Origin of the sequence: Lentzea xinjiangensis, from assembly GCF_900110955.1 — a bacterium.
In the GTDB taxonomy this organism is placed as follows: domain Bacteria; phylum Actinomycetota; class Actinomycetes; order Mycobacteriales; family Pseudonocardiaceae; genus Lentzea; species Lentzea xinjiangensis.
This window is the reverse complement of record NZ_FOFR01000003.1, coordinates 1-24,299: the sequence shown is the minus strand read 5'-3', so window position 1 is coordinate 24,299 and position 24,299 is coordinate 1. Positions and strand designations below refer to the sequence as shown.

The window sequence follows — 24,299 nt, the reverse complement described above, 5'->3', positions numbered from 1 at the left end:
CCCATCCTAGGTACGGGGCAGGGACCGGTGCCGCTCTTTGAAGGAACGTCCCGAGGGGGAAATCGTGGCGGTGTGGTCGGGCAGGCTCGCTCTGCTGGTGTTCCTCACCACGGTCGTGGTGCTGGTGGGCAACCGGCTCGGATCGCCGTGGAACTGGCTGCTGCCGGTGGTCTGGGCGCTGCTCGCGGCTCCGCCACTGGTCGACCGGTGGCGGCGGCGCGACCGGGAACGGGGGCCGGCGCGGCGTCGTGGCGGAACGGCCGGGAGCGGCCGGGACCGCACCGACTAGGATCGGCCTGTTCATTGCCGAGGTCCGCTGTGTGGATCAAAACTGGGAGCTGTCCACAAACCATGTCCGGAGCCAACGACCCGTACGACCCGAAGCAGGTCGCGGCGCTGTCGGCCGAGCACCTCGACGCGGCCGTGCAGAAGGCGCGCGAGGCGTTCGCCGGAGCAGCCGACCTGGAGGCACTGGCCGCGGTCAAGCCGGGCCACCTCGGTGACCGGTCGCCCGTGCTGCTGGCCCGCCGCGAGATCGGCGCCCTGCCGCCCAAGGCCAAGGCCGAGGCGGGCAAGCGGGTGAACGAGGCGCAGTCCGCGATCAAGACCGCGTTCGAGGAGCGCCACGCCGTGCTCCGGGCCGAACGCGACGAGCGGGTGCTGCGCGAGGAGTCCGTCGACGTCACGCTGCCTTGGGACCGCTTCCCGCGCGGCGCGCGCCACCCGATCACCACGCTCGCCGAGCGCATCGGTGACGTCTTCGTGGCCATGGGCTACGAGATCGCCGAAGGCCCCGAGCTCGAGACCGAGTGGTTCAACTTCGACGCGCTGAACTTCGGCAAGGACCACCCGGCCCGCTCGATGCAGGACACGTTCTACATCGCGCCGGGTGACTCGCAGCTGGTCCTGCGCACGCACACCTCGCCCGTGCAGGCCCGCACGCTGCTGGAGCGCGACCTGCCGGTGTACGTCGTGTGCCCCGGCCGCACGTTCCGCACCGACGAGCTCGACGCGACGCACACCCCGGTGTTCCACCAGGTCGAGGGCCTCGCGATCGACAAGGGCCTGACGATGGGCCACCTCAAGGGCACGCTCGACGCGTTCGCGCGCGCCATGTTCGGCGAGGACTCCAGGACCCGCCTGCGCCCCTCGTTCTTCCCGTTCACCGAGCCGTCGGCCGAGGTCGACGTCTGGTTCCCGGAGCGCAAGGGCGGCGCCGGCTGGGTCGAGTGGGGCGGCTGCGGCATGGTCAACCCCAACGTGCTGCGCGCCACCGGCGTCGACCCGGACGTCTACTCCGGCTTCGCGTTCGGCATGGGCCTCGAGCGGACGCTGCAGTTCCGCAACGGCCTGCCCGACATGCGCGACATGGTCGAGGGCGACGTCCGCTTCACCCAGCCATTCGGAACGGAGGCCTGAGCCGGATGCGCATCCCGGTCAGCTGGCTGGTCGAACACCTCGGTTTCGACGAAGTCCCCACGCCCGGCGAGCTCGCCGAGGCGTTCACCCGCATCGGCATCGAGGTCGAGGAGGTGAGCCCGCTCGGTCCCGTGACCGGCCCGGTCGTCGCCGGTCGCGTCGTCGAGATCGAGGAGCTCACCGAGTTCAAGAAGCCGATCCGCTACTGCAAGGTCGAGGTCGGTCCCGAGCAGGTCAACCAGATCATCTGCGGCGCCACGAACTTCGTCGAGGGCGACTCGGTCGTCGTCGCGCTGCCCGGCGCCGTCCTGCCCGGTGGCTTCGCGATCTCCGAGCGCAAGACCTACGGCCGCGTGTCGCAGGGCATGATCTGCGCCGCCGACGAGCTCGGCATCGGCGACGACCACTCCGGCATCCTCGTGCTGCCCACCGGCACCGCGCAGCCCGGCGACGACGCGATGGAGCTGCTGGGCCTCAACGACAGCGTCATCGAGGTCGCGCCGACGCCGGACCGCGGTTACGCCTTCTCGGTCCGGGGGCTGGCCAGGGAGATCGCCTGCGCGCTGGACGTCCCGTTCGGCGACCCCGGCGCCGTCGAGGTCCCCGAGCCGGAGGGCGAGGCCTGGCCGGTCATCGTCGAGGACCGCGCCGCCTGCCCGCGGTTCGTCGCGCGCCGGGTGACCGGTGTCGACCCCACCGCGCCCACGCCGTGGTGGATGCGCCGCCGCCTGATGCTCGCCGGCATGCGCTCCATCTCGCTGCCGGTCGACGTCACCAACTACGTGATGCTCGAGCTGGGCCAGCCGCTGCACGCGTTCGACGCCTCGTCGTTGTCCGGTGCGCTGACCGTGCGCCGCGCGCTGGCGGGGGAGAAGCTCACGACGCTGGACGACTCGGTCCGCGCGCTGGACGTCGACGACATCGTGATCGCCGACGACTCCGGGGTGATCTCGCTGGCCGGTGTCATGGGCGGTGCCTCCACGGAGGTCCGGGACGACTCCTCGGACATCCTGCTGGAGGCGGCGAACTGGGACCCGCCGTCGATCGCGCGCACGGTCCGCCGGCACAAGCTGCCGTCCGAGGCCGCGAAGCGCTTCGAGCGCACCGTCGACCCCGCGCTGGCGCCGGTGGCGCTGGAGCGGGCCGCGAAGCTGCTCAACCACTACGCCGAGGGCTCCATCAAGCCGGGCCGCACCGACGTCGGCGCGGCGCCGCTGCCGCGGCCGGTGTCGATGCCGATCGACCTGCCGGACCGCGTCGCGGGCGTCCGCTACGCGCGTGGTGTCACGGCTCGCCGGCTGGGCCAGATCGGCTGCCAGGTCGCCGTGACCACCTCGGACGACGGCCAGACGATCGTCACCGCGACGCCGCCGACGTGGCGCGCCGACCTCGTGCAGCCCGCCGACCTGGTGGAGGAGGTGCTGCGGCTGGAGGGCTACGACACGATTCCCTCGGTGCTGCCGTCCGCGCCCGCCGGTCGTGGCCTGACCGAGCAGCAGCGCCGCCGCCGCGCGGTGTGGAGGACGCTGGCCGAGGACGGCTTCGTCGAGGTGAAGCCGTTCCCGTTCATCGACCCGTCGGTGTTCGACGCGTTCGGTCTCGACGGGAACGACGTCCGGCGCAACACCGTCAGCGTGGTGAACCCGCTGGAGGCGGACAAGAACGTCCTCGCCACCACCCTGCTGCCGGGCCTGCTGGAGACGCTCCAGCGGAACCTGGCCCGCGGGGCCCGCGACGTCGCCCTCTACAACGTCGCCCAGGTGACGCTGCCGCGCGCGCAGCAGGTCCCGGTGCCCTCGCTCGGCGTGGACCGCCGCCCGACCGAGGCCGAGCTGGCCTCGATGCTCGCCGCGCTGCCGCAGCAGCCGCTGCACGTCGCCGGTGTGCTCACGGGCCACCGCGAGCTGTCCGGCTGGTGGGGCAAGGGCCGCATCGCCGACTGGTCGGACGCCGTCGAGGCGGCCCGCCGCGTCGGCCAGGCCTACGGCGTGACGTTGCGCGTGGTGGCCTCGGACCTGCCGCCGTGGCACCCCGGTCGCTGCGCCGAGCTGCGCGTCGGCGACTGGCCGGTCGGCCACGCCGGTGAGCTGCACCCGAAGGTCGTCGAGGCGCTGGGCCTGCCCAAGCGGACCGTGGCGTTCGAGCTCGACCTCGACGCCCTGCCGCTGGACGACCGCCGTCCGGCCCCCGTCGTGTCGCCGTACCCGCCGGTGCTGCTGGACGTCGCGCTCGTCGTCGACGCCTCCGTGCCGGTGCAGTCGGTGACGGAGGTGCTCGGCGCGTCCGCGGGCGACCTGCTGGAGGACATCCGCCTGTTCGACGTCTACGCGGGCGAGCAGGTGGGCGAGGGCAAGAAGTCGCTCGCGTACTCCCTGCGCTTCCGCGCGCCGGACCGCACGCTCACGGTGGAGGAGGCGACCGCGGCCCGTGACTCGGCCGTCACCGCCGCCGGCGAACGCCTGGGCGCGGCACTGCGCGCCTGATCGGTCGTGCCGGGAAGGCCCGAGTTTCCGCCGGGAAGCTCGGGCCTTCCCGCGTTCGCGGTCCGCACCGGCCGCCCGGTGCCGGGACCCAGCGCGTCGGTCTGCCGAAACTGCCGGTGCGGATTCGCTCGATCGGCTGAATGCCAGGAATCGGCCGCGGTGACCAAACCAGCAGGTGGTGACCCTGTACCGCTGTCAAGGTGCCAAAAGTCCCTCATTACAAGGGGAAATCGGCGCCCGTAGGACGCTTGCGCAGTAGGTGAAGCTTCTCCAAGATTGTTGACGCGGCCCGCTGGGCCGAGGGGCGAAGCGATGAACCACCGGGCGAGTCTGGTCGCCGGTCCGGTGGGGAGCTAGAGGCGAACCCACCGCCTGGAGCAACAACTCTGGAGAGTTGCGCCATGCGTAGTCTGGGTCCGCGCCTCGAGATCGCCGTGTCGCTGACGATTCTCATGGTCGGCGCGGCGGTCGTGGCGGCGATGCACCTGACGTGGCCGGAACCGCAGCTACCCGCGATGGCGTACTCGGTGAGCAGCGGCGACTCGGGCGCGCAGCAGCTCAAGCCGTTCGAGATCAACGACATCTCCGGCGCGGCCGTCGAGCTCAAGCCGGGCGCCGAGGGCAAGCGCGAGGTGCGGCTGTCGAACCCGAACCCCGTCGCCATCATCGTCGAGAGCCTCTCCGCGGTTCCGGGCCAGCCGCTCGACGCCACCGGGCAACGCGTCGCCGGGTGCCCCGCCGGCGTGCTGACCGTGGTGCCGCTGATGGACATCGTGGAGATCCCGGCCGGTGGCGCGGTCGAGGTCGTCATGAAGGTCCAGGTGGCCGCGGACGTTCCCGCCGAGTGCGCCGAGCTCGTCTTCCCGCTCACCTACTCGGGGCGTGCGAAGCACGGCTGACGGACGTCAGGCGGTGATGTGCCGGATCACCGCGGCGAGGGACCGCTCACGTGGTCGCACGGTGTCCACGGAGAGCGCCTCCCCGTGCCAGGAGGGGAAGTTCGCCAGTCGCTGCCGCACCGTGGACCAGTCGCCGGCGTTGTGCCAGCCGGGGATTCCGCGGCTGCGGCCTTCGAGCCTGTCGCGGTGGACTTCCTCGTCGGAGCACCGGCACACGACCACGCGGAACTCCGCACCGGCCCGGCGTGCCAGGCTGCGCCAGCGCTCCCTGGTCACGACCCGTTCGGTGGGATGGTCGAGGATGGCGGACTGCCCGGCGAGGAGCTGCCGCAGAGCGAGCGTGGTCAGCAGCTCTTCGGCCATCGCCAGCGGAGCCTCGAAGTAGCGACCGCCGAACGGGGTCAGCGCGCCGAGCAGCCAGTCGGTGGCGAAGACCGGAATCCCCAGCTCGGCGCCCGCGGCGTCGGCCAGGGTGCTCTTCCCGCTGCCGGGCACCCCGGAGAACACGACCAGCCGGGCACCCGTGGCGACCGGAGGTAGGTCGTAGTCGGTGAAGTCGACCGGCAACCGCGGTGTCAGACCGGCAGGCACCAGCCCGGCGACCCACGTGGAGGCGATTCGGTGCGGCGGTGCCGCCTCGACGACGCAGGACACGACGTCAACGGTGCCGTCGTGACGGCGGATCCGCGCCCGCGCGGTGGTCTCGCCGACGTCGAGACCGACCACGACGACCGGCGCGTAGCCGGCGGCGCGACCGCGGGTGACCTCGACGTACCTCTCGGGCGTGACGACGGCGGTGAACGCGGCCGCGAGCACGTCGGAGGCGTCAGCTCCCCAGCCGGGTTTCCCGTCCAGGCCGTCGAGGACCCATTCCAGCCGCGCCAGGGCTGGACCGGCCGCGAGGCGGTGCACTGTTCCTCCTGGACGGGGTGGTGGAGGCGAGCCGATCAAGCCTAGCGAGCCTGCCAGGAGACAGGCCGGGCGTTCGCCCACGACTGAACGGGACTGCCGTGAGCTGACGACAGCGCCCCCGCGCTAGAGGTGTTTGAGGGCCTCCCGCCGCGACAACGGCGACAACCCGGGCCGGGCCTCGACGAACGCCCGCACCCAGCCGGGGTCGGTCTTCGCGTACTCCCGCAGCGCCCACCCGATCCCCTTGCGCAGGAAGAAGTCCGGATCGTCCACGTTGGCGTCGACGCACGCGGCCAGCAGCTCCACGTCGGTCGCGCCCTTGGCCCCGAGCTGGCAGATGATCGACGTCCGCCGCCGCCACCTGTCCGCGTCGGCAGACCACCGCAGCACGTGGGGCCGCACGACCCCGGGCGCCGACCGCAGCAGCGGCCCCACCAGTTTCGACGCGATCTCGTCGACGTAGTCCCACCACGCGCCGGTCACGATCATCTCGTCGAACCACGGCAGCAGGCCGGCCGACTGGAAGCGGCGATCACCGCTCAGCGCGAGTGCGACATACCTTTCCTCGCGATAGGTGGCCTCGCGCCACAACGTCCGCACGGCGTCGAGCCACTCGTCGGGGTCATCAACGCGGGGCAGTGACTTCAGCAACGCCGCCCGGCGCGGTTTCGGCACTCCGAGGAACGGCATCGCCGACTTCATGTACGCCTGCATCTGCGGCGCTTTCCGCGGGTCCGCGAGTTCCTCGAGTCCTGCTCGGACCGCTTTGATCAAGGAAACCTCAAGTTCCACACCCAAACGGTATAGGCAGAAGGAGTAGCCCTTTGAGATTGATGGCCCCATTCGTGGGAAAAGTGCTAACGAACCCGCAAAACATCACTTGACCGGGTGTGATCGTGAACGGAAAACGCGCGAGTTCCGGATACAGTTCGCGTTCATGCGCGTGCTCATGGTGGTGGCGGCGCTCGTGCTCGGCAGCATGGGCGCCACCAAAGCGGACGCGGTGGACTACCTCGACCTGCCGCTGGTCAACTCCGCCGGCGAGGAGCGGGGCGGAGTCCACCCCGACCTGCCGTACGACCGCGCGTCGCTGGAGCAGGCCCTGACCGCCTACCGCGCGCAGGGCGTCGCGCCGGCCAGGTTCAAGGCGTTGCTGTGGCAGTACTGGATCGTCCGCGCCGCCGAGGACGCCGGTGTGCGGCTCGCCGACTGGGACCCGCAGCGCGGCGCCGAGCACAACCGACCGGTGATCTTCGCCGTGTACGACTTCTACGCGAAGCTCTACCTGGAGCACCCCGGCACGCTCAGGTGGATGGGGTTCGCGAACATCGGCGCGCCCGCGTTCGCCGCCGGCATGCTCGACCTCGGCACGGTGCCGGAGCTGCGCTGGTTCTCGTCGATGCTGATGTCGATGCAGAAGCACATCTTCATGGACCTGGGCGCGATGCACGCGGCCTACCTGCACGGCGGGATCGCGGCCGTGCAGGAGATGCGCGACGCGGGGATCATCGACGCGGAGACCACCGCGGCGTGGGCCGAACCGGCGCGGGCGGTGCTGGAGTTCTCCTCCCGCGAGCAGAACCTGGTGATCGCCGAGCAGTTCGACCGGATGCGGTCCCGGCTGCTGCCGCCCGGCGAGGTGATCACGTACGCGATCACGGTGGCCGGTCCGATGCCGGTGCCGGGCGGCAGGACCCCGGCGCAGTACCGGCCGCTGTTCGGCGGCCCGCTGCCCGCGTTCAACTACGCGGACCGGGAGGCCCGCTGGGACTTCCTGAGCAACGACACGGTCCCGGCCTACGAGCGCCTCTCCGCGGAGGCCGTGCACGAGATCGTGCGACGGCCGTTCGCCGACCGCGTCGCCGAGTACCGCGCCAGGGCCCGGCTGCTCGACCTGGTCCTGCCGTTCGGCGGCGGGGCAAGGACGGGAGTCCGCTGAGCACGGACGCCTCCGGCCCGCCCGCCGGGTTCATCCCCCGTTCGGGCGTGGAATCGGATCAGCCGAAGTAGGCTGCTGACCATGACGTCGTACGACTACGACCTGATCGTCATCGGCTCTGGCCCTGGCGGCCAGAAGGCGGCGATCGCGGGTGCGAAGCTGGGCAAGCGCGTGGCGATCATCGACAAGCAGGAGATGGTCGGGGGCGTCTGCGCGAACACGGGCACCATCCCGTCGAAGACGCTGCGCGAGGCCGTCATGTACCTCACGGGCATGAGCCAGCGCGAGGTGTACGGCGCGAGCTACCGGGTCAAGCACGACATCACGATCACCGATCTGATGGCCCGCACCCAGCACGTGATCGGCCGCGAGGTCCAGGTCGTGCGCGCCCAGTTGCACCGCAACGGCATCGACCTGCTCAACGGGTTCGGGCGTTTCGTCGACCAGCACACGGTTGCGGTGGAGGGCAGTCATCGCAATGACCGGGTGACGATCAGCGGCGAGTACATCGTCATCGCGACCGGCACCACACCCGCCCGTCCGTCCGCGGTGGACTTCGACGAGGAGCGGATCCTCGACTCCGACGAGGTCTTCGCGCTGCAGGAGATCCCGTCGTCACTGGTCGTCGTGGGCGCCGGCGTGATCGGCATCGAGTACGCGTCGATGTTCGCCGCCCTCGGCACCCGCGTCACGGTCGTCGAGCAGCGCGAGCGGATGCTGGACTTCTGCGACCCGGAGATCGTCGAGTCGCTGAAGTTCCACCTGCGCGACCTCGCCGTCACGTTCCGGTTCGACGAGAAGGTCGTCGACGTCTCGGTGTCCAACTCGGGCACGATCACGACCCTCGCCTCCGGCAAGCGCATCCCGGCCGCCGCGGTCATGTACTCGGCGGGCCGCCAGGGGTGCACGGACCGGCTGGACCTCGCCGCCGCGGGGCTGGAGGCCGACCGCCGCGGCCGGCTGTCCGTCGACGAGCACTACCGCACGCCGGTCGAGCACATCTACGCCGTCGGTGACGTGATCGGCTTCCCGGCGCTGGCCGCGACGTCGATGGACCAGGGCCGGCTGGCCGCGTACCACGCGTTCGGCGAGCCGGTGCACGAGCTGACCGCGTTGCAGCCCATCGGCATCTACACGATTCCCGAGATCTCCTACTGCGGTGCCACGGAAGCCGAGCTCACTTCGTCCGCCGTTCCCTACGAGGTGGGCATCGCCCGCTACCGCGAGCTCGCGCGCGGCCAGATCGTCGGCGACGCGTACGGCATGCTGAAGCTGCTGGTGTCCACCGTGGACCGGAAGATCCTCGGCGTGCACGTGTTCGGCACCGGCGCCACGGACCTCGTGCACATCGGCCAGGCCGTCATGGGCTGCGGCGGCACGGTCGACTACCTCGTCGACACGGTCTTCAACTACCCGACGCTGTCCGAGGCGTACAAGGTCGCCGCCCTGGACGCCACGAACAAGATCCGCGCCCTGGACCGCTTCACGACCTCGTGAGCCCGGCGTCGTGGGCCACGATGGCGGCCTGCACGCGGTTGGCGCACCCCAGCTTGGGCAGGATCCGGCTGATGTGCGCCTTCACCGTGCCGGTCGCCATGAAGAGCTGCTCGCCGATCTCGGTGTTGGACAGGCCTTCGCCCACGAGCTCGAGCACGCTCCGTTCGGCGGCGGTGAGCGCGTCGATCTTGCGGCGCGCCGACGACCTGTCGTCCGGTGCGGTGAGGTGCTTCTCGATCAGGCGCTTGGTGATCTGCGGGGCGAGGATCGGCTCGCCCCTGGCGGCCTTGCGGACGGCGTTGATCAGCTCCTGCGGCGGGGTGTCCTTGAGCAGGAACCCGGTCGCGCCGACCTTGAGCGCCTGGGCCACGTAGGAGTCCTCGCCGAACGTCGTGAGCATGACGACGTTGGTGCTCGCGGCGATCTGCTCGGCCGCTCGCAGACCGTCGCCGCCGGGCATGCGGATGTCGAGCAACGCCACGTCGACGCCGTGCGCGCGGCTGAGCTCGACGGCCTCCCTGCCGTCGCTCGCCTCCGCCACCACGGTGATCTCCGGGTCGTTCTCCAGGATCAACCGGATGCCGGCGCGCATCAACGTCTCGTCATCGGCGATGAGGACTCGGATCACGCCGAGCAGCCTACGGCCGCTCCTGCTCCTTCGAGGACAACTTGCCGTCGCGGAAGCACACCTTGTAGAGCAGCTCGGCGTTGTGCGAGGCCCGGTACCGCGAGCACCCGTCGGCCCCGGGCTGCCCGATGCCGAACTGGTCCATCACCTCGTCCTCGGTCGTGACGCCCACCCGCATCGAGTCGAAGTACGGCGCGTTCATCTGCGACGGGCTGAGCAGCGCGAGGACCAGCAGCACGATCAGCGCGCCGCTGATCGGCACCAGCGCGAGGAGCCCGAGGCACCCGCCGCCCAGTACCCGCGGCACGGTCAGCACCTCGGCCGCGAGCGGTGGCGGCACCTCCCGCACGTCGGTCGCGGACTGCTCCGCCTGCGCGGCCGGGTGCAGCGGCACGTCCGCCGCCACCCGGAAACCGCCCTCGACCGGCGCACCGGCGCTGAACGAGCCGCCGAGCAGGCCGACGCGTTCCTCCAGGCCGATCAGGCCGCGCCGGGTGCCCTTGCCGGGAGCTCCGGACGACGGCCCGTTCAGCACCTGGACCCGCGCCCGGCCGCCCTGGACGGCGACCTGCACCCGCGTGCGGGCGCGCGGGGCGTGCTTGTGGACGTTCGTCAGCGCCTCGCGGACCACGCGGTGCACCGCGCGTCGCGTGCGGGGATCGGCGCCGTGCAGGTCGTCGCCCGACCAGTCGAGGGTGGCGGAGATGCCGGCCTGCACCGAGCTCTCGACCAGAGCGGTGATGTCGGACCTCGTGCCGGTGTCCTCGTCGAGCGACTCGGGTTCGGGGTTCGTCCGCAGCACGCCGAGGATCTCGCGCAGCTCGGCCATCGCGAGCGACGACGTGGTGCGGATCAGCTCGGCCTGCTCGTGCAGCTGCGGGGCCTTGGTGGCGGTCGCGAGCTCCAGCGCCCCGGCGTGGATGGAGATCAGGCTGAGCCGGTGGCCGAGCATGTCGTGCATCTCGCCGGCGATGTGCGCCCGTTCCTCGGAACGGGCCGACGCGGCGGTCAGGGCCCGTGCGCGTTCCAGGTACTCGTTGCGCTCCTGCAACAGCCGGACCATCGGCCTGCGACGGCCGAGCAGCATGCCGGAGACGGCGGGGAAGAGCACGAAGAACACCGAACCGGTGACCGCGCCGAACAGCGCCTCCTGCAGCGGCAGCTCGCGGTTGCTCTGCTGCGCCAGGCTGAAGGCGGTCTGCAGGAGCGTCATCGCCCCGAGCAGTGCCCACAGCCGGCCGAGCCGGGGCACGCGCCGGGCCGCGGTGAAGACCACGAACACCGTGGCGGCCTGCGCCCAGAGGTTGTTGACCGCGAAGAGAGGGGCGGTGAGCAGCAACGACCACTCCGGCCTGCGCGGCGCGAGCCACACCAGCCCGGCGACCCACAGCGCGGTGAGCACGGTCAGCGACCAGTGCGGGACCGGGGCCAGCGGGGCGAGCAGCGGCGTCAGGCCGGCCAGGAACGCGATCAACGGCCAGACGAACCTCATCGGTCCATCTCCTTCTTCGTGGTCAACACGCCCGTCTTGTCGAAGCAGAGCTCGAAGTCGTGATCGTCGTCATCACGCGCGTGGTAGCGGAAACACCCGTCGTTGCCCGACGTGACGCCGAAGCCGTGCGCCTCGGTGACGTCGGACTCCTCCGTCACGGACACCTGGAACGCGTCGAACTCCTGCCTGCTCATGTCGGCGCTGCTGAAGATCGCGACGATCAGCAGGACCAGTGCCGTGCCGAGCGCCGGGACGACGGCCAGGGTGGCGAGGCAGCCGCCGCCGATCACGCGGGGCGTGGTCAGGACCTCGGCGGTGATCGGCGGCGGCGCCTCCACGACCGCGCCCGCCGCGTCCGCCTCCTCCTGGGCCACCGGGTGCAGCGGCAGGTCGGCCACGACCCGGAACCCGCCCGCGGCCGGTCCCGCGGTGAACGAGCCGCCGATCAGCGCGACGCGTTCCTCCAGGCCGATGAGCCCGCGGCGGGTGCCGCCGCCCCGCGGTGCCGCGCTGGCGGCGTTCACCACCTCGACGCGAACCCGGTCGGCCACCTGGATCGAGACGCGGGTGCGCGCCGATGGCGCATGTTTGTGCACGTTCGTGAGTGCTTCACGCACGACCCGATGGACCGCCCTTCGCAGGCGTGCGTCGGCGTCGGCGAGATCATCGCCCGACCAGTACAGCTCGACGGACACACCCGCAGCAGCAGACGCCGCCACGAGTCGTTCGACGTCCGGGCGAGTTCCGGCGTCCTCACTGGCTTCGATGCTCCCGAGGACGCCGAGGATCTCGCGCAGCTCGTCCATCGCGACCACGGATGTCTTGCGGATGAGCTCGACCTGTTCGCGCAGTTCGGGAGCCTGCTCGGCGGCGGACCGCTCCAACGCGTCCGCGTGCGCGGTCAGCTGCTTGAGCCGATGGCTGAGCATGTCGTGCATCTCGCTCGCGATGTGTGCCCGTGTGTCGGACCTCGCGGTGTTCGCGGTCAACGCGCGCGCGTGTTCCAGGTAGTCGTTGCGTTCCATCAGCACCTGGCTCAACGACTTGCGGTGCCCGACGAGAGCACCGGCGACCGCGGGGAAGAGCAGCAGGAACACCACGGTGAACGCCGTGCCGAGCAGGTACTCGGACAGGCTGTCCCCCGCCCGCCACGAATGCAGGCCGCCGAACCCCGCCTGCAGCACGGCGGTGGCGGACACCAGCGCCCACAGCTGCCGTTGCGAGCGGATGTTCCGGGCGGAGCGCAGGACCACGAGCGAGGTCGGGGCGATCGCGAGCAGGTTGTTCACCGCGTGCAGGGGAGTGGTCAGCAGCACCGCCCACCTCGGCCACCGCGCGCTCAGCGGCGCGAGCGCCCCCGCCCACACCGCGGAGGCCACGACCAGCCACCACTCGGCGGGCCTGCCCAGCGGCGCCACCAGCGAGACCAGCGCCAGCAGGAAGGCGCCCGCCGCCCACAACCCGTCGCGCACCTTCACGTCCACGCTGATCATCATGGTCGACCGCGGTGGCCGGTTCCCAGCGCCGGGTGGCTCGATCCCGTGGACAGGTGGCCATACTCTGTTGAGTGAGTTTGCACGACTGTGCATAATCATTCGTATGACAGTGAGGATCGCGGTCGCGGGCGCCAGCGGATACGCGGGTGGCGAGCTGCTCCGCCTGCTACTGGGTCATCCGGACGTCGAGATCGGCGCGCTGACCGCCAACAGCAGTGCCGGCGACGCGCTGCTCAAGCACCAGCCGCACCTCCTGCCACTCGCGGACCGCCGGCTACAAGACACCACAGCCGAGACCCTCAAGGGGCACGACGTGGTGTTCCTCGCACTTCCGCACGGTCACTCGGCCGCGCTCGCCGAGCAGCTCGGCGACGACACCGTGGTGGTCGACTGCGGTGCCGACCACCGGCTGACCAGCGCTGACGACTGGACGCGGTGGTACGGCGGCGAACACGCGGGCACCTGGCCGTACGGGCTGCCGGAGCTTCCCGGCCAGCGGGAGCGGCTCGTGGGCGCGCGCCGTGTGGCCGTTCCGGGCTGCTACCCGACGGTGTCCTCGCTCGCGCTGGCCCCGGCCGTCGACCTGATCGAGGACGAGGTCGTCGTCGTCGCGGTCTCCGGCACGTCGGGCGCGGGCAAGTCGCTGAAGCCGAACCTGCTCGGCTCCGAGGTCATGGGCTCGGCCAGCGCGTACGGCGTCGGTGGCGCGCACCGGCACACGCCGGAGATCAGCCAGAACCTGAGCGCCGCGGCCGGCCGGCCGATCAGCGTCAGCTTCACGCCGGTGCTGGCGCCGATGTCGCGTGGCATCCTCGCGACCTGCACGGCGCGGCTCGAAGACGACGGCGCAAACGTTCGCGAGGTCTACGAGAAGGCGTACGCGGACGAGCCGTTCGTGCACCTGCTGCCGGAGGGGTTCTGGCCGGCGACGAACGCCGTGCTCGGCTCTAACGCCGTCCAGTTGCAGGTCACCGTCGACCCCGACCTGGGCAGGCTCGTGGTCGTGGCCGCCGTCGACAACCTGGCCAAGGGCACCGCGGGTGCCGCCGTCCAGTGCATGAACCTCGCTCTCGGCCTGCCGGAAACGTCCGGCCTCTCGACCGTTGGAGTCGCTCCGTGAACCGCAACAAGGGCGTCACCGGACCCCAGGGCTTCCGGGCCGCCGGGATCGCCGCCGGCATCAAGCAGACCGGCGCCCTCGACCTCGCCCTCGTCGTCAACGACGGTCCCGCCGACGCCGCCGCGGGTGTCTTCACCACCAACAAGGTGAAGGCCGCGCCCGTCCTGTGGTCGCAGCAGGTCGTGCGGTCGCGCCGCCTCACCGCGGTCGTGCTCAACTCCGGCGGCGCCAACGCGTGCACCGGCCCCGAGGGCTTCCAGGACACGCACGCCACCGCCGAGAAGGTCGCCGAGGTGCTCGGCACCGGCGCCGTCGACGTCGCGGTCTGCTCCACCGGCCTGATCGGTGAGCGGCTGCCGATGGGCAACGTCCTGGCCGGCGTCGAGGCGGCGGCCAAGGAGCTGGGTTCCTCGCAGGAAGCCGGGTTGAACGCCGCCACCGCCGTGATGACCACCGACAAGCGCCCCAAGCAGTCCTGGCAGGACTCCGGGCAGGGCTGGTCGGTCGGCGGGTTCGTGAAGGGCGCCGGCATGCTCGCGCCGAACATGGCCACGATGCTGTCCGTCATCACCACGGACGCCAAGGTCTCCGGCGACCAGCTCGACCGGGCCCTGCGCACCGCGACGGGCCGCACGTTCGACCGCCTCGACGTCGACGGCGGCACGTCCACCAACGACACGGTGCTGGTGCTGGCTTCCGGCGCGTCCGGCGTCGAGCCCTCGTTCGAGGACTTCGTCGCGGTGCTCACCGAGGTCTCCGCCGACCTGGTCAAGCAGCTCCAGGGCGACGCGGAGGGCGTGACCAAGGAGATCAGCATCACCGTCCGGCAGGCGGCCACCGAGGCCGAGGCCGTCCACATCGGACGGACCGTCGCCGAGGACAACCTGGTCAAGACCGCGTTGTTCGGCAGCGACCCGAACTGGGGCCGCATCGCGATGGCGCTGGGCAGGGCCGACGCCGAGATCGACCCGGACGTGCTGCAGATCCTGATCAACGGGGTCTCGCTGTACCGCAACGGCACCCGCGACCGCGACCGGTCGGAGGCGGACCTGAGCGGGCGCGAGATCGAGATCGTCATCGACCTCAACGTCGGTGAGGCGGAAGCCACCGTCCTGACCACGGACCTGTCGCACGACTACGTCGAAGAGAACAGCGCCTACTCCTCATGAACGCACAAGAAAAAGCGGCGGTCCTCGTCGAGGCGCTGCCGTGGCTGGAGCGTTTGCGCGGCGCGCTCGTCGTCGTCAAGTACGGCGGCAACGCCATGATCGACGACGAGCTGAAGAAGGCCTTCGCCGAGGACATGGTGTTCCTGCGGCTGTGCGGCCTGCGCCCGGTCGTCGTGCACGGCGGTGGCCCGCAGATCAAGTCGATGCTGGACAGGCTCGGCATCCACAGCGAGTTCCGCGGCGGCCTGCGCGTCACGACCCCGGAAGCCATGGACGTCGTGCGGATGGTTCTCGTCGGTCAGGTCGGACGCGAGCTCGTCGGTCTGATCAACCAGCACGGCCCGTACGCGGTCGGCATCTCCGGCGAGGACGCGCACCTGTTCACGGCCACCCGGCGTGGTGCCGTGGTGGACGGCGAAGAGGTCGACATCGGTCTCGTCGGCGACATCACCGAGGTCAACCCGGACGCGGTGCTCGACATCGTCCGCGCCGGCCGGATCCCGGTCGTGTCGACCGTCGCGCCGGACGTCCACGGCGTGCCGCACAACGTGAACGCGGACACCGCCGCCGGTGCGCTGGCGGTGGCGCTGGGCGCGGAGAAGCTCGTCGTGCTGACCGACGTCGAGGGTCTGTACGCCAACTGGCCGGACAGGTCGTCGCTGCTCGACCAGGTGCGCGCCTCCGAGCTGGAGGAGATGCTGCCGCGCCTGGAGAGCGGCATGGTGCCGAAGATGGAGGCCTGCCTGCGCGCGGTGCGCGGCGGCGTCCCGCGGGCGCACGTGATCGACGGGCGCCTGGCCCACAGCGTCCTGCTGGAAGTCTTCACCACTGAAGGTGTCGGAACGATGGTCTTGGGGGACGAATGACCTCGCGGTGGCAACAGTCCATGATGGACAACTACGGCACCCCTCAGCTAGCGCTGGAGCGCGGTGAGGGCGCGTACGTCTGGGACACCGACGGCAACCGCTACCTCGACCTGCTGACCGGCATCGCCGTGAACGCGCTCGGGCACGCGCACCCGAAGGTCGTCGAGGCGGTGACGACGCAGATCGCCAAGATCGGCCACACCTCGAACCTCTACGTCAACGAGCCCGCGCTCAAGCTGGCCGAACGCCTGCTGGACCTCGCGGGGGAGCCCGGCAAGGTCTTCTTCTGCAACTCCGGCGCCGAGGCGAACGAGGCGGCGCTCAAGATGTCGCGTCGCACCGGCCGCACCAAGGTCGTCGCCACGATCGGCGGGTTCCACGGCCGCACGATGGGCGCGCTGTCGCTGACCGGCCAGCCCGCGAAGCGCACGCCGTTCGAACCGCTCCTGCCCGGTGTCTCGCACATCCCGTTCGGTGACGTGGCCGCTCTCGAAGCGGCGATCGACGACGACACCGCGGCGTTCGTCGTCGAGCCGGTCCAGGGCGAGCAGGGCGTCGTCCTGCCGCCGGAGGGCTACCTGCAGGAGGCCCGCCGGATCACGTCCCGGCACGGCGCGCTGCTGGTCCTCGACGAGGTGCAGACCGGCGTCGGCCGCCTCGGCACCTGGTTCGCGTTCCAGCAGGCCGGGATCGTGCCGGACGTCATGACGCTGGCCAAGGGCATCGGCGGTGGTCTGCCGCTCGGCGTGACGATCGGCTTCGGCGCCGCGGGCGAGCTGTTCCAGCCGGGTCACCACGGCACCACGTTCGGCGGCAACCCCGTGTGCTGCGCAGCCGCCCTCGCGGTGCTCGACACGATCGCCGCGGAAGGCCTGCTGGAGCACGCCGCGTCCGTGGGCAAGGAGATCGCCGCGGGCGTGGAGGCACTGCACCACCCCGCGATCTCCGGAGTGCGGGGAGCCGGCCTGCTGCTCGGCATCACGCTGCGCGAGGCGGTCTCGGCGAAGGCCGCGGCGGCCGCGCAGCGGGCCGGCTACCTGATCAACCCCATCCAGCCCGACGTGCTGCGGCTCGCTCCGCCGCTCGTGCTGGAGACCTCCGAGGCGCAGGCCTTCGTCGCCGCGCTCCCCACGTTCTTCGAGGAGACGCCGTGAGCCCCCGCCACTTCCTGCGCGACGACAGCCTGACCACCGACGAGCAGTCGGCGGTGCTCGACCTCGCGGACGCCTACAAGGCCGACCGGTTCACCGCGAAGCCGCTGGCGGGCCCCAAGTCCGTCGCGGTGATCTTCGAGAAGAACTCGACGCGCACCCGGCTGTCCTTCGAGGTCGGCATCGCCCAGCTCGGCGGCAACCCGGTGATCATCGACGGCCGGTCGATGCAGCTCGGCCGCGAGGAGACGATCGAGGACACCTCGCGGATCCTGTCCGGCTACGTCGACGCCGTGGTGTGGCGGACGTTCGCCCAGGCGCGCATCGACGCGATGGCGTCCGTGTCGCGGATTCCCGTCGTGAACGCCCTGACCGACGAGTTCCACCCGTGCCAGGTGCTCGCTGACCTGCAGACGATCCGCCGCCGCTACGGCCGGCTGGCCGGTCTGACGCTCACGTACCTGGGCGACGGCGCCAACAACATGGCGCACTCACTGCTGCTGGGCGGCGCCACGGCCGGCATGCACGTCCGCATCGGCGCGCCGGCATCATTCGTGCCGAACCCGCAGTTCCTCGAGGACGCCAAGAAGCGCGCCGCCGAGACCGGCGGCTCGGTGGCGTTGATCAACGACCCGCGCGAGTCGGTCGACGGCGCGGACGTGCTGGTCACCGACACGTGGACGTCGATGGGCCAGGAGAACGACGGCAAGGACCGCGTCGGCCCGTTCCGGCCGTACCAGGTCAACGCCCAGCTGCTGGCCGCGACCGGCAAGCCCGACTCGACCGTCCTGCACTGCCTGCCGGCGCACCGCGGCTGGGAGATCACCGACGAGGTGCTCGACGGCCCGCAGTCGCTGGTGTGGCAGGAGGCCGAGAACCGGCTGCACGCGCAGAAGGCGTTGCTCGTGTGGTTGCTGGAGCAGTCGTCATGACCCGCACCTCCCGGCAGGGCCGCATCGTCGAGGTGGTCAGCCAGCGCGCCGTCCGCAGCCAGTCGGAGCTCGCGAAGCTGCTGGCGGCGGAGGGCATCGAGGTCACCCAGGCCACGCTGTCGCGCGACCTCGACGAGCTGGGCGCGGTCAAGCTGCGCGGTCCCGACGGAGGTGCGCCGGTCTACGTCATCCCGGAGGACGGCAGCCCGGTGCGCGGCGTCCAGGGCGGCACCACGCGGCTGGTGCGGGTGCTGGGCGAGCTGCTCGTGTCGACGGACTCCTCCGGCAACCTCGCGGTGCTGCGGACTCCGCCGGGCGCCGCCCAGTTCCTCGCCTCCGCGCTCGACCGCGCCGCGCTGCACGAGGTCGTCGGCACAATCGCGGGCGACGACACGATCCTGGTCGTGGCCCGCGAGCCGATGACCGGCGCCGAGCTCGCCGAGCGGATCACCGCGCTCGCCTCGGGGGCCGTCGGTGAATGACCCCGTCCACGCCGTCCTGACCTTCGACGCCGGTGTGCCGGTGGCGGTGGACGGCGAGACCGTCTCCGTCGCCGAGGCGGTCCGCGAGCTCAACTTCCGCGCCGGCGTGGTGCGCTCCAGCCTCGGGTCGGTGGCGCTGCGGGTGGCCAGGGCGGCGCTGGGACCGGGTTCCGGGCAGGTCGACATCTCGCTGCACGAGGGTCGCGTGGTCGGCCTCGTCTGCCGTTCGGAAGAATCGCTCTACGACTTCGCCGGCTGAGAGCCGGCCAACGGAAAGTTGCGCAGCAATGAGCTCTTTGTGGGGTGGCCGGTTCGAGTCGGGACCGGCCGAGGCGATGGCGCGGCTGTCGCTGTCGACGCACTTCGACTGGCGGCTCGCGCCGTACGACATCGCCGGGTCGCGCGCGCACGCCGGTGTGCTGCACGCCGCGGGCCTGCTGACCGACGACGAGCTCGCCGGCATGCACAAGGCGTTGGACGAGCTGCTGGTGGACGTCGAGTCCGGCGCCTTCACCCCGGTGCTCGAGGACGAGGACGTCCACACCGCCCTGGAGCGCGGCCTGATCGACCGCGCCGGCGTCGAGCTGGGGGGCAAGCTGCGCGCCGGCCGGTCCCGCAACGACCAGGTGGCGACGCTCTTCCGCATGTGGCTGCGCGACGCCGCCCGCCGCGTCGCCGCCGGTGTGCTCGACGTCGTGGACGCGCTCGCGGAGCAGTCCTCGACGCACTTCGGCGCCGTGATGCCGGGCCGCACGCACCTGCAGTCCGCCCAGCCCGTGCTGCTCTCGCACCACCTGCTCGCCCACGCGCACTCGTTGCTCCGCGACGTCGACCGCCTGCGCGACTGGGACAGGCGCGCCGCGTTCTCCCCGTACGGCTCGGGCGCGCTGGCCGGGTCGTCGCTGGGCCTCGACCCCGCGAAGGTGGCCGCGGAGCTGGGCTTCTCCGCACCGGTCGAGAACTCGATCGACGGCACCGCGTCCCGCGACTTCGCCGCCGAGATGGCGTTCGTGCTGGCGATGATCAGCGTGAACCTCTCCCGGATCGCCGAGGAAGTCATCATCTGGACCACGGCCGAGTTCCGCTTCGCGGTGCTGGACGACGCCTGGTCCACCGGCAGCTCGATCATGCCGCAGAAGAAGAACCCGGACGTGGCCGAGCTGGCGCGCGGCAAGTCCGGCCGGCTGATCGGCAACCTGGCGGGCCTGCTGGCGACGCTCAAGGCCCAGCCGCTGGCCTACAACCGCGACCTGCAGGAGGACAAGGAGCCGCTGTTCGACTCGGTCGAGCAGCTCGAGCTGCTGCTGCCGGCGTTCGCGGGCATGGTCGCCACGCTCCGGTTCGACGTCGGCCGCATGGCCTCGCTCGCCCCCGCCGGTTTCACGCTCGCCACGGACATCGCGGAGTGGCTCGTGCGCCAGGGCGTCCCGTTCCGCGTGGCGCACGAGGCGGCCGGTGCGTGCGTGCGTGCCGCGGAGTCGCGTGGCGTCGGCCTGGAAGAGCTGACCGATGCCGAGTTCGCCGCGATCTCGCCCGCTCTGACGCCCGAGGTCCGCTCGGTGCTGACGGTCGAGGGCTCGATCGCTTCGCGCGACGCGCACGGCGGCACGGCCCCTTCTCGGGTCCGCGAGCAGCTCGACGCGCTGGTGGCACAAGCTGCGGCGGCCCGTGAGTTCTAGGCAGCTGACCAGGGAGGAGCTGGCCGTCGACCCGGTCGACGCAGCCCGGCTCCTCCTCGGCTCGTTCCTGGAAGCGGGCGGCGTGCGGGTGCGCGTCGTCGAGGTGGAGGCGTACCGGGGCGGCGACGACCCGGCATCGCACTGCTACCGCGGCATGACGCCGCGCAACGAGGTGATGTTCGGCCCGGCCGGCTTCTTGTACGTCTACTTCGTCTACGGCATGCACTTCTGCGCCAACGTCGTGTCGCTCACCGACGGCGTTCCCGGTGCCGTGCTGCTGCGCGCGGGCGAAGTGGTGTCGGGTGAGGACATCGCGTTCTCCCGGCGTCCTGCCGCGCGGTCGGCGGCGGAACTGGCCAAGGGGCCCGCACGGCTGTGCAAGGTCCTGGGCCTGGACCGCTCGCAGAACGGCCTCGACCTGACGTCGCCGGACTCGCCCGTGCGGCTGTACGCGGGGGAACCGGCGACCACGATCCAGTCCGGCCCGCGCGTCGGCGTGGCCGTGGCGATGGACGTGCCGTGGCGGTTCTGGATCGACTCCCCGGCCGTGTCGACGTACAAGAGAGGCGGCAAGCGCCGCCGGTCAGCGTGACAACCTGCCCACCGCTGCCGTGAACTCCCGTTCCAGCGCCGGGTCGACCCCGAACACCAGCGGTACGGTCATGTTGATCTGCTCACCGGCGGTCAGCCGTTCGACCAGCGTGTCCGCCACCTCGCGCAGACCGTGCACCACGTCGTACATCGCCCGTAGCTGCTGATCGGCGAACCGCGCCTGGATGCGGGCCGCGGCACGTGCGTGTTCATCCGCGTAGCTGGTGCCGTGGATCCCACGCGCCCACCCCAGGATCTCGTCGAACGTCCGCACGAACAGCTCGCCGAGGTGCACGATCCGGTCGGGATCGCCCTGCCTGCCCGGCGCCCCGAACGCGGCCTCCTGGGAGGCCGGCGTGAACACCGACTCCACCGCGACCTTGATGATCTCGTTCAGGAGCACGTTGCGGTCCTGGATCAGCGGGATCCCGGAGCCGTGCTCGACGATCCCGTTGCGCGGCGCGTACCGCAGGAAGTGCTCCCGGTACTTCGGTTCCAGCTCGGCGAGCCCTTGCGCCACAACGGTCACGTACAGCAGGTACTCCCAGCCGCGCGGCCTCTCCCGCGCGAGTGCCGCGATCGACTGGGGCGTGATCGGCGTGTGGGCCGTGAACTCCGCACGGTGCTGCGCCAGCTTCTGCACGACGGCCTGCGCGATCGTCTCCGTGTCGTGCACGCGCAAGTCCAGGTAGCCGACCGTTGCGACGAGGCCGGGCACCTCGGTGTCGTCGATCCGGATCGGCAGCAGGAACTCGGCCTGCTGCTCCACGGCGCGGGCCTGCACGACCCGGCGTTGCAGCCGCGCCCACCGTTCGCCGACATAGTGCCGCGACACGAACGGCAGCACGTACCGGACACGTCTGCCGAACGTGTCCGAGGTGTGTTCAACCAGGTCGAGACCCCACCGCTCGACCAGCTGGTCTTCGTCGTAGTAGACCGTGACGCCCAGGTCCTTCAGGCGCTGGACGACCTGGTGGACCTGGGCGCGGTTCTCGTCGGCGAACGACGGGGCGACGTCGAACTCGTACTCCGGCACCCCGGCATTGTCTTAGGGACGCACGGTCCTGCGGTACCAGGCATGCCGGTGACCCACCGGCAGCGCCAGCCGCGTGATCAGAGAAGTCAGCAGCGCGCCGATGGCGAGCCACAGCACCGCGGCCAGGCCCTCGTTGAACAGCACGGCCACCTTCGGGTTCGCCGGCGTGAAGAGACCGTCCAGGCCGAGGGTGACACCACCGGCCCAGCCGGAGACGAACTGGAAGAACCCGTTGGTCGCGTTCGCGTCCGCCACGACCAGGAAGATGTGCACCAACAGCACGATGGCGAACGCCCAACACACGACATCGATCAACGCACACACAGCGCGCACTGCGCGCACCCTGCCGTAGTCGTCGTTGCGTTCCACGACTTCCTCGACGACCGGTTCGTTCGCGCGCGGCATCCGCTGGGTGGGCCGCCGTAACTCGTCCCGTGGCTCCGTCATGGCGTTGGCGTACCCGTCCTGCCACCGGGTCGAAACCCGTTAGGGCTGGTAGGCGACAATGAGTGCCGTGAGCGAGCACATCCTTGACGAACTGTCCTGGCGCGGCCTGATCGCGACGTCCACCGACCTCGACGCACTCCGGAAGGACCTGGACGCCGGCCCGCTCACCCTCTATTGCGGTTTCGACCCGACGGCGCCGTCGCTGCACGCCGGCAACCTGGTCCCGCTGCTGATGCTCAAGCGCTTCCAGATGGCGGGCCACCGGCCGATCGTGCTGGCGGGCGGGGCCACGGGCATGATCGGCGACCCGCGCGACACCGGTGAGCGGACGATGAACTCGCTCGACACCGTCGCCGAGTGGGCCGGGCGGATCCGCGGCCAGCTGGAGCGGTTCGTCGAGTTCGACTCGTCGCCGACGGGCGCGGTCGTGGAGAACAACCTCGACTGGACCGGCCAGGTCACCGCGCTGGAGTTCCTGCGCGACGTCGGCAAGCACTTCTCGATCAACGTGATGCTGTCGCGCGAGACCGTGAAGCGCCGCCTCGAAGGCGACGGCATGTCGTACACCGAGTTCAGCTACCTGCTGCTGCAGTCGAACGACTACCTGCAGCTGCACCGCAAGTACGGCACCGCGCTGCAGATCGGCGGCTCCGACCAGTGGGGCAACATCGTCGGCGGGGTGGACCTGATCCGCCGCGTCGAGGGCAAGCACGTGCACGCGCTGACCGCGCCGCTGGTGACCGACGCCGAGGGCCGCAAGTTCGGCAAGTCCACCGGTGGCGGCAACGTGTGGCTCGACCCGGAGATGACCTCGCCGTACGCCTGGTACCAGTACTTCGTGAACGTCGGCGACGCCGACGTCCTGCGGTACCTGCGCCTGTTCACGTTCCTCACCCGCGAGGAGCTCGACGAGCTGGAGAAGGAGACCGCGGAGAGGCCGCACCTGCGCACGGCGCAGAAGCGGCTCGCGCAGGAGTTCACCGACCTGGTGCACGGCGAGCGCGCGACCCAGCAGGTCATCCTCGCGTCGTCGGCGCTGTTCGGCCGCGGCGAGCTGCGCGACCTGGACGCGCCGGTGCTGCGGGCCGCGCTGGCCGAGGCGCCCACGGGCCGGGTGCGCCTGGCGGACGAGCCGACGATCGTCGACCTGCTGATCGCGTCGGGGCTCGCGGAGAGCAGGGGCGCGGCGAGGCGCACGGTCAACGAGGGCGGCGCCTACGTGAACAACGAGAAGGTGACCTCCGAGGAGTGGAAGCCAGCGGCGTCCGACCTCCTGCACGGTGAGTGGTTGGTGCTTCGCCGGGGCAAGCGCAACAACGCCGGCGTGCAAGTGGACCTCTGATCTGCGCATTCGGCTCTGCGAAGGCCGTCGGTCCCGCCTGGGACCGGCGGCCTTCGACGTTTCTGGTGTGATCGCGGTCACAGTGTGCAGGGGATCGGCCCTGCGATAGCGTGTTCCTGGGTCCCGGATGGGGCTGCTGACCTGCGGTTTCTTGACCGCGGGTGGCTGCGGCGCCCCCGATTTGACCCCGAGTTGGTGTGCGTGTAACTTTCTCTCTGCCAGCGCGGAACGGGCCGGGAACACCGGAACGGAGCGCGGCGAGGGTCACGAACCAAGCTTCCACGGACTGTGGTAGAGTGGGTGACCTGGAAACGACGAAGACCCAGCCGGTAGCTCGTCTGAGCTCAGAGGCCAAGGGCGTCGGAAGTTTCAATCACAAGCTTAAGTACGACACAGCCTCGGATCGATCGCCGTGTGGCGGATCGTGATGATGAGCGCGTGTTCTTTGAGAACTCAACAGCGTGCCGAAACACAGCCAGTAATATGAATACCCCTCGTCGGGGTATTCCTTTGAGTAGATAGACCAGATTGCCAGACATATTCCGTCTGGAGCGATCACACAATCCTTATTGGAGAGTTTGATCCTGGCTCAGGACGAACGCTGGCGGCGTGCTTAACACATGCAAGTCGAGCGGTAAGGCCCTTCGGGGTACACGAGCGGCGAACGGGTGAGTAACACGTGGGTAACCTGCCCTGTACTCTGGGATAAGCCCGGGAAA

Annotated in this window: 23 protein-coding genes and 1 rRNA gene; 17 read left to right on the top strand and 7 right to left on the bottom strand. The window is 70.7% G+C overall.

The window, feature by feature from the left end:
- Positions 1–64 precede the first annotated feature (64 nt).
- The 4 genes from BMW88_RS09735 (at position 65) to BMW88_RS09720 (ending at position 4,801) form a co-directional block, all read left to right on the top strand.
- Positions 65–289 carry a hypothetical protein gene (locus BMW88_RS09735; RefSeq protein WP_089950332.1) on the top strand — a complete coding sequence of 75 codons (225 nt, stop codon included), beginning with the start codon at positions 65–67 and terminating at the stop codon, positions 287–289.
- A 62-nt stretch (positions 290–351) separates the two neighbouring features.
- Positions 352–1,419, top strand: coding sequence for a phenylalanine--tRNA ligase subunit alpha (gene pheS / locus BMW88_RS09730; RefSeq protein ID WP_089950331.1), 1,068 nt, complete (start codon positions 352–354; stop codon positions 1,417–1,419).
- Positions 1,420–1,424: 5 nt separating this feature from the next.
- Complete coding sequence (gene pheT / locus BMW88_RS09725; protein WP_089950330.1) at positions 1,425–3,902, top strand: phenylalanine--tRNA ligase subunit beta; 2,478 nt, start codon at positions 1,425–1,427, stop codon at positions 3,900–3,902.
- A gap of 401 nt (positions 3,903–4,303) precedes the next feature.
- Entirely contained in the window at positions 4,304–4,801 is a 498-nt protein-coding gene (locus BMW88_RS09720; RefSeq protein WP_089950329.1) for a hypothetical protein, read from the top strand.
- Between the two features lie 6 nt (positions 4,802–4,807).
- Here the strand turns inward: BMW88_RS09720 and BMW88_RS09715 are convergent, their stop codons facing one another.
- Together BMW88_RS09715 and BMW88_RS09710 are read right to left on the bottom strand one after the other, a co-directional pair.
- Positions 4,808–5,713 carry an AAA family ATPase gene (locus BMW88_RS09715; RefSeq protein ID WP_177221030.1) on the bottom strand — a complete coding sequence of 302 codons (906 nt, stop codon included), beginning with the start codon at positions 5,711–5,713 and terminating at the stop codon, positions 4,808–4,810.
- A 123-nt stretch (positions 5,714–5,836) separates the two neighbouring features.
- A complete protein-coding gene (locus tag BMW88_RS09710; RefSeq protein ID WP_089950327.1) occupies positions 5,837–6,505 on the bottom strand; it encodes a DNA alkylation repair protein in 669 nt (222 codons plus the stop codon).
- Between the two features lie 145 nt (positions 6,506–6,650).
- On the opposite strand from BMW88_RS09710, the gene BMW88_RS09705 reads away from it, so the two are divergent.
- Positions 6,651–7,652 (top strand): hypothetical protein, encoded by a 1,002-nt coding sequence (locus BMW88_RS09705; RefSeq protein WP_089950326.1) that lies wholly within the window; start codon positions 6,651–6,653, stop codon positions 7,650–7,652.
- Positions 7,653–7,733: 81 nt separating this feature from the next.
- On the top strand, positions 7,734–9,149 hold the full coding sequence (gene sthA / locus BMW88_RS09700) for a Si-specific NAD(P)(+) transhydrogenase (protein ID WP_089950325.1): 1,416 nt from the start codon (positions 7,734–7,736) through the stop codon (positions 9,147–9,149).
- Here the strand turns inward: sthA and BMW88_RS09695 are convergent.
- Genes BMW88_RS09695 through BMW88_RS09685 form a run of 3 tightly spaced genes read right to left on the bottom strand, consistent with a single transcriptional unit; the run spans position 9,136 to position 12,753 of the window.
- On the bottom strand, positions 9,136–9,777 hold the full coding sequence (locus BMW88_RS09695; protein WP_089950324.1) for a response regulator: 642 nt from the start codon (positions 9,775–9,777) through the stop codon (positions 9,136–9,138). The genes sthA and BMW88_RS09695 overlap by 14 nt on opposite strands.
- 10 nt (positions 9,778–9,787) lie before the next feature.
- Positions 9,788–11,269 (bottom strand): histidine kinase, encoded by a 1,482-nt coding sequence (locus BMW88_RS09690; protein ID WP_089950323.1) that lies wholly within the window; start codon positions 11,267–11,269, stop codon positions 9,788–9,790.
- A complete protein-coding gene (locus tag BMW88_RS09685; protein ID WP_177221029.1) occupies positions 11,266–12,753 on the bottom strand; it encodes a sensor histidine kinase in 1,488 nt (495 codons plus the stop codon). Before BMW88_RS09685 ends, BMW88_RS09690 begins: the two co-directional genes overlap by 4 nt.
- Before the next feature lie 115 nt (positions 12,754–12,868).
- Here BMW88_RS09685 and argC point away from each other — a divergent pair, with 115 nt between their 5' ends.
- From argC to BMW88_RS09640, 9 genes are read left to right on the top strand one after another with little or no spacing between them, the layout of a single operon-like run.
- A complete protein-coding gene (gene argC / locus BMW88_RS09680; RefSeq protein ID WP_089950321.1) occupies positions 12,869–13,885 on the top strand; it encodes an N-acetyl-gamma-glutamyl-phosphate reductase in 1,017 nt (338 codons plus the stop codon).
- Complete coding sequence (gene argJ / locus BMW88_RS09675; RefSeq protein ID WP_089950320.1) at positions 13,882–15,054, top strand: bifunctional glutamate N-acetyltransferase/amino-acid acetyltransferase ArgJ; 1,173 nt, start codon at positions 13,882–13,884, stop codon at positions 15,052–15,054. The genes argC and argJ overlap by 4 nt, the downstream gene beginning before the upstream one ends.
- Positions 15,051–15,920: an acetylglutamate kinase gene (gene argB / locus BMW88_RS09670; RefSeq protein WP_089950319.1), complete on the top strand. Its 870-nt coding sequence runs from the start codon at positions 15,051–15,053 to the stop codon at positions 15,918–15,920. The genes argJ and argB overlap by 4 nt, the downstream gene beginning before the upstream one ends.
- 20 nt (positions 15,921–15,940) lie before the next feature.
- Complete coding sequence (locus tag BMW88_RS09665) at positions 15,941–17,074, top strand: acetylornithine transaminase (protein WP_245777680.1); 1,134 nt, start codon at positions 15,941–15,943, stop codon at positions 17,072–17,074.
- Positions 17,071–18,003: an ornithine carbamoyltransferase gene (gene argF, locus BMW88_RS09660; protein ID WP_089950317.1), complete on the top strand. Its 933-nt coding sequence runs from the start codon at positions 17,071–17,073 to the stop codon at positions 18,001–18,003. Before BMW88_RS09665 ends, argF begins: the two co-directional genes overlap by 4 nt.
- Positions 18,000–18,485: an arginine repressor gene (locus tag BMW88_RS09655; RefSeq protein WP_089950316.1), complete on the top strand. Its 486-nt coding sequence runs from the start codon at positions 18,000–18,002 to the stop codon at positions 18,483–18,485. The genes argF and BMW88_RS09655 overlap by 4 nt, the downstream gene beginning before the upstream one ends.
- Positions 18,478–18,744, top strand: a complete 267-nt coding sequence (locus BMW88_RS43165; protein ID WP_245777679.1) for an argininosuccinate synthase — start codon at positions 18,478–18,480, stop codon at positions 18,742–18,744. The genes BMW88_RS09655 and BMW88_RS43165 overlap by 8 nt, the downstream gene beginning before the upstream one ends.
- A gap of 28 nt (positions 18,745–18,772) precedes the next feature.
- A complete protein-coding gene (gene argH / locus BMW88_RS09645) occupies positions 18,773–20,164 on the top strand; it encodes an argininosuccinate lyase (RefSeq protein ID WP_089950315.1) in 1,392 nt (463 codons plus the stop codon).
- Positions 20,154–20,756, top strand: coding sequence for a DNA-3-methyladenine glycosylase (locus BMW88_RS09640; RefSeq protein WP_245777678.1), 603 nt, complete (start codon positions 20,154–20,156; stop codon positions 20,754–20,756). The genes argH and BMW88_RS09640 overlap by 11 nt, the downstream gene beginning before the upstream one ends.
- Here BMW88_RS09640 and BMW88_RS09635 read toward each other — a convergent pair.
- Together BMW88_RS09635 and BMW88_RS09630 are read right to left on the bottom strand one after the other, a co-directional pair.
- Complete coding sequence (locus BMW88_RS09635) at positions 20,748–21,791, bottom strand: toll/interleukin-1 receptor domain-containing protein (RefSeq protein WP_089950313.1); 1,044 nt, start codon at positions 21,789–21,791, stop codon at positions 20,748–20,750. The genes BMW88_RS09640 and BMW88_RS09635 overlap by 9 nt on opposite strands.
- Positions 21,792–21,803: 12 nt before the next feature.
- Entirely contained in the window at positions 21,804–22,238 is a 435-nt protein-coding gene (locus tag BMW88_RS09630) for a hypothetical protein (RefSeq protein WP_245777677.1), read from the bottom strand.
- A gap of 67 nt (positions 22,239–22,305) precedes the next feature.
- On the opposite strand from BMW88_RS09630, the gene tyrS reads away from it, so the two are divergent.
- Positions 22,306–23,580: a tyrosine--tRNA ligase gene (tyrS, locus tag BMW88_RS09625; RefSeq protein WP_089950311.1), complete on the top strand. Its 1,275-nt coding sequence runs from the start codon at positions 22,306–22,308 to the stop codon at positions 23,578–23,580.
- A 566-nt stretch (positions 23,581–24,146) separates the two neighbouring features.
- Positions 24,147–24,299, top strand: a 16S ribosomal RNA gene (locus BMW88_RS09620); the annotation flags it as partial.

Bases quoted from the DNA above. Each gene is read 5' to 3' on its own strand.
- pheS (WP_089950331.1), top strand. From the start codon at position 352: ATGTCCGGAGCCAACGACCCGTACGACCCGAAGCAGGTCGCGGCGCTG.
- pheT (WP_089950330.1), top strand. From the start codon at position 1,425: ATGCGCATCCCGGTCAGCTGGCTGGTCGAACACCTCGGTTTCGACGAA.
- BMW88_RS09720 (WP_089950329.1), top strand. From the start codon at position 4,304: ATGCGTAGTCTGGGTCCGCGCCTCGAGATCGCCGTGTCGCTGACGATT.
- BMW88_RS09705 (WP_089950326.1), top strand. From the start codon at position 6,651: ATGCGCGTGCTCATGGTGGTGGCGGCGCTCGTGCTCGGCAGCATGGGC.
- sthA (WP_089950325.1), top strand. From the start codon at position 7,734: ATGACGTCGTACGACTACGACCTGATCGTCATCGGCTCTGGCCCTGGC.
- BMW88_RS09690 (WP_089950323.1), bottom strand. From the start codon at position 11,269: ATGAGGTTCGTCTGGCCGTTGATCGCGTTCCTGGCCGGCCTGACGCCG.
- argC (WP_089950321.1), top strand. From the start codon at position 12,869: ATGACAGTGAGGATCGCGGTCGCGGGCGCCAGCGGATACGCGGGTGGC.
- argB (WP_089950319.1), top strand. From the start codon at position 15,051: ATGAACGCACAAGAAAAAGCGGCGGTCCTCGTCGAGGCGCTGCCGTGG.
- BMW88_RS09665 (WP_245777680.1), top strand. From the start codon at position 15,941: ATGATGGACAACTACGGCACCCCTCAGCTAGCGCTGGAGCGCGGTGAG.
- BMW88_RS09655 (WP_089950316.1), top strand. From the start codon at position 18,000: ATGACCCGCACCTCCCGGCAGGGCCGCATCGTCGAGGTGGTCAGCCAG.
- argH (WP_089950315.1), top strand. From the start codon at position 18,773: ATGAGCTCTTTGTGGGGTGGCCGGTTCGAGTCGGGACCGGCCGAGGCG.
- BMW88_RS09630 (WP_245777677.1), bottom strand. From the start codon at position 22,238: ATGACGGAGCCACGGGACGAGTTACGGCGGCCCACCCAGCGGATGCCG.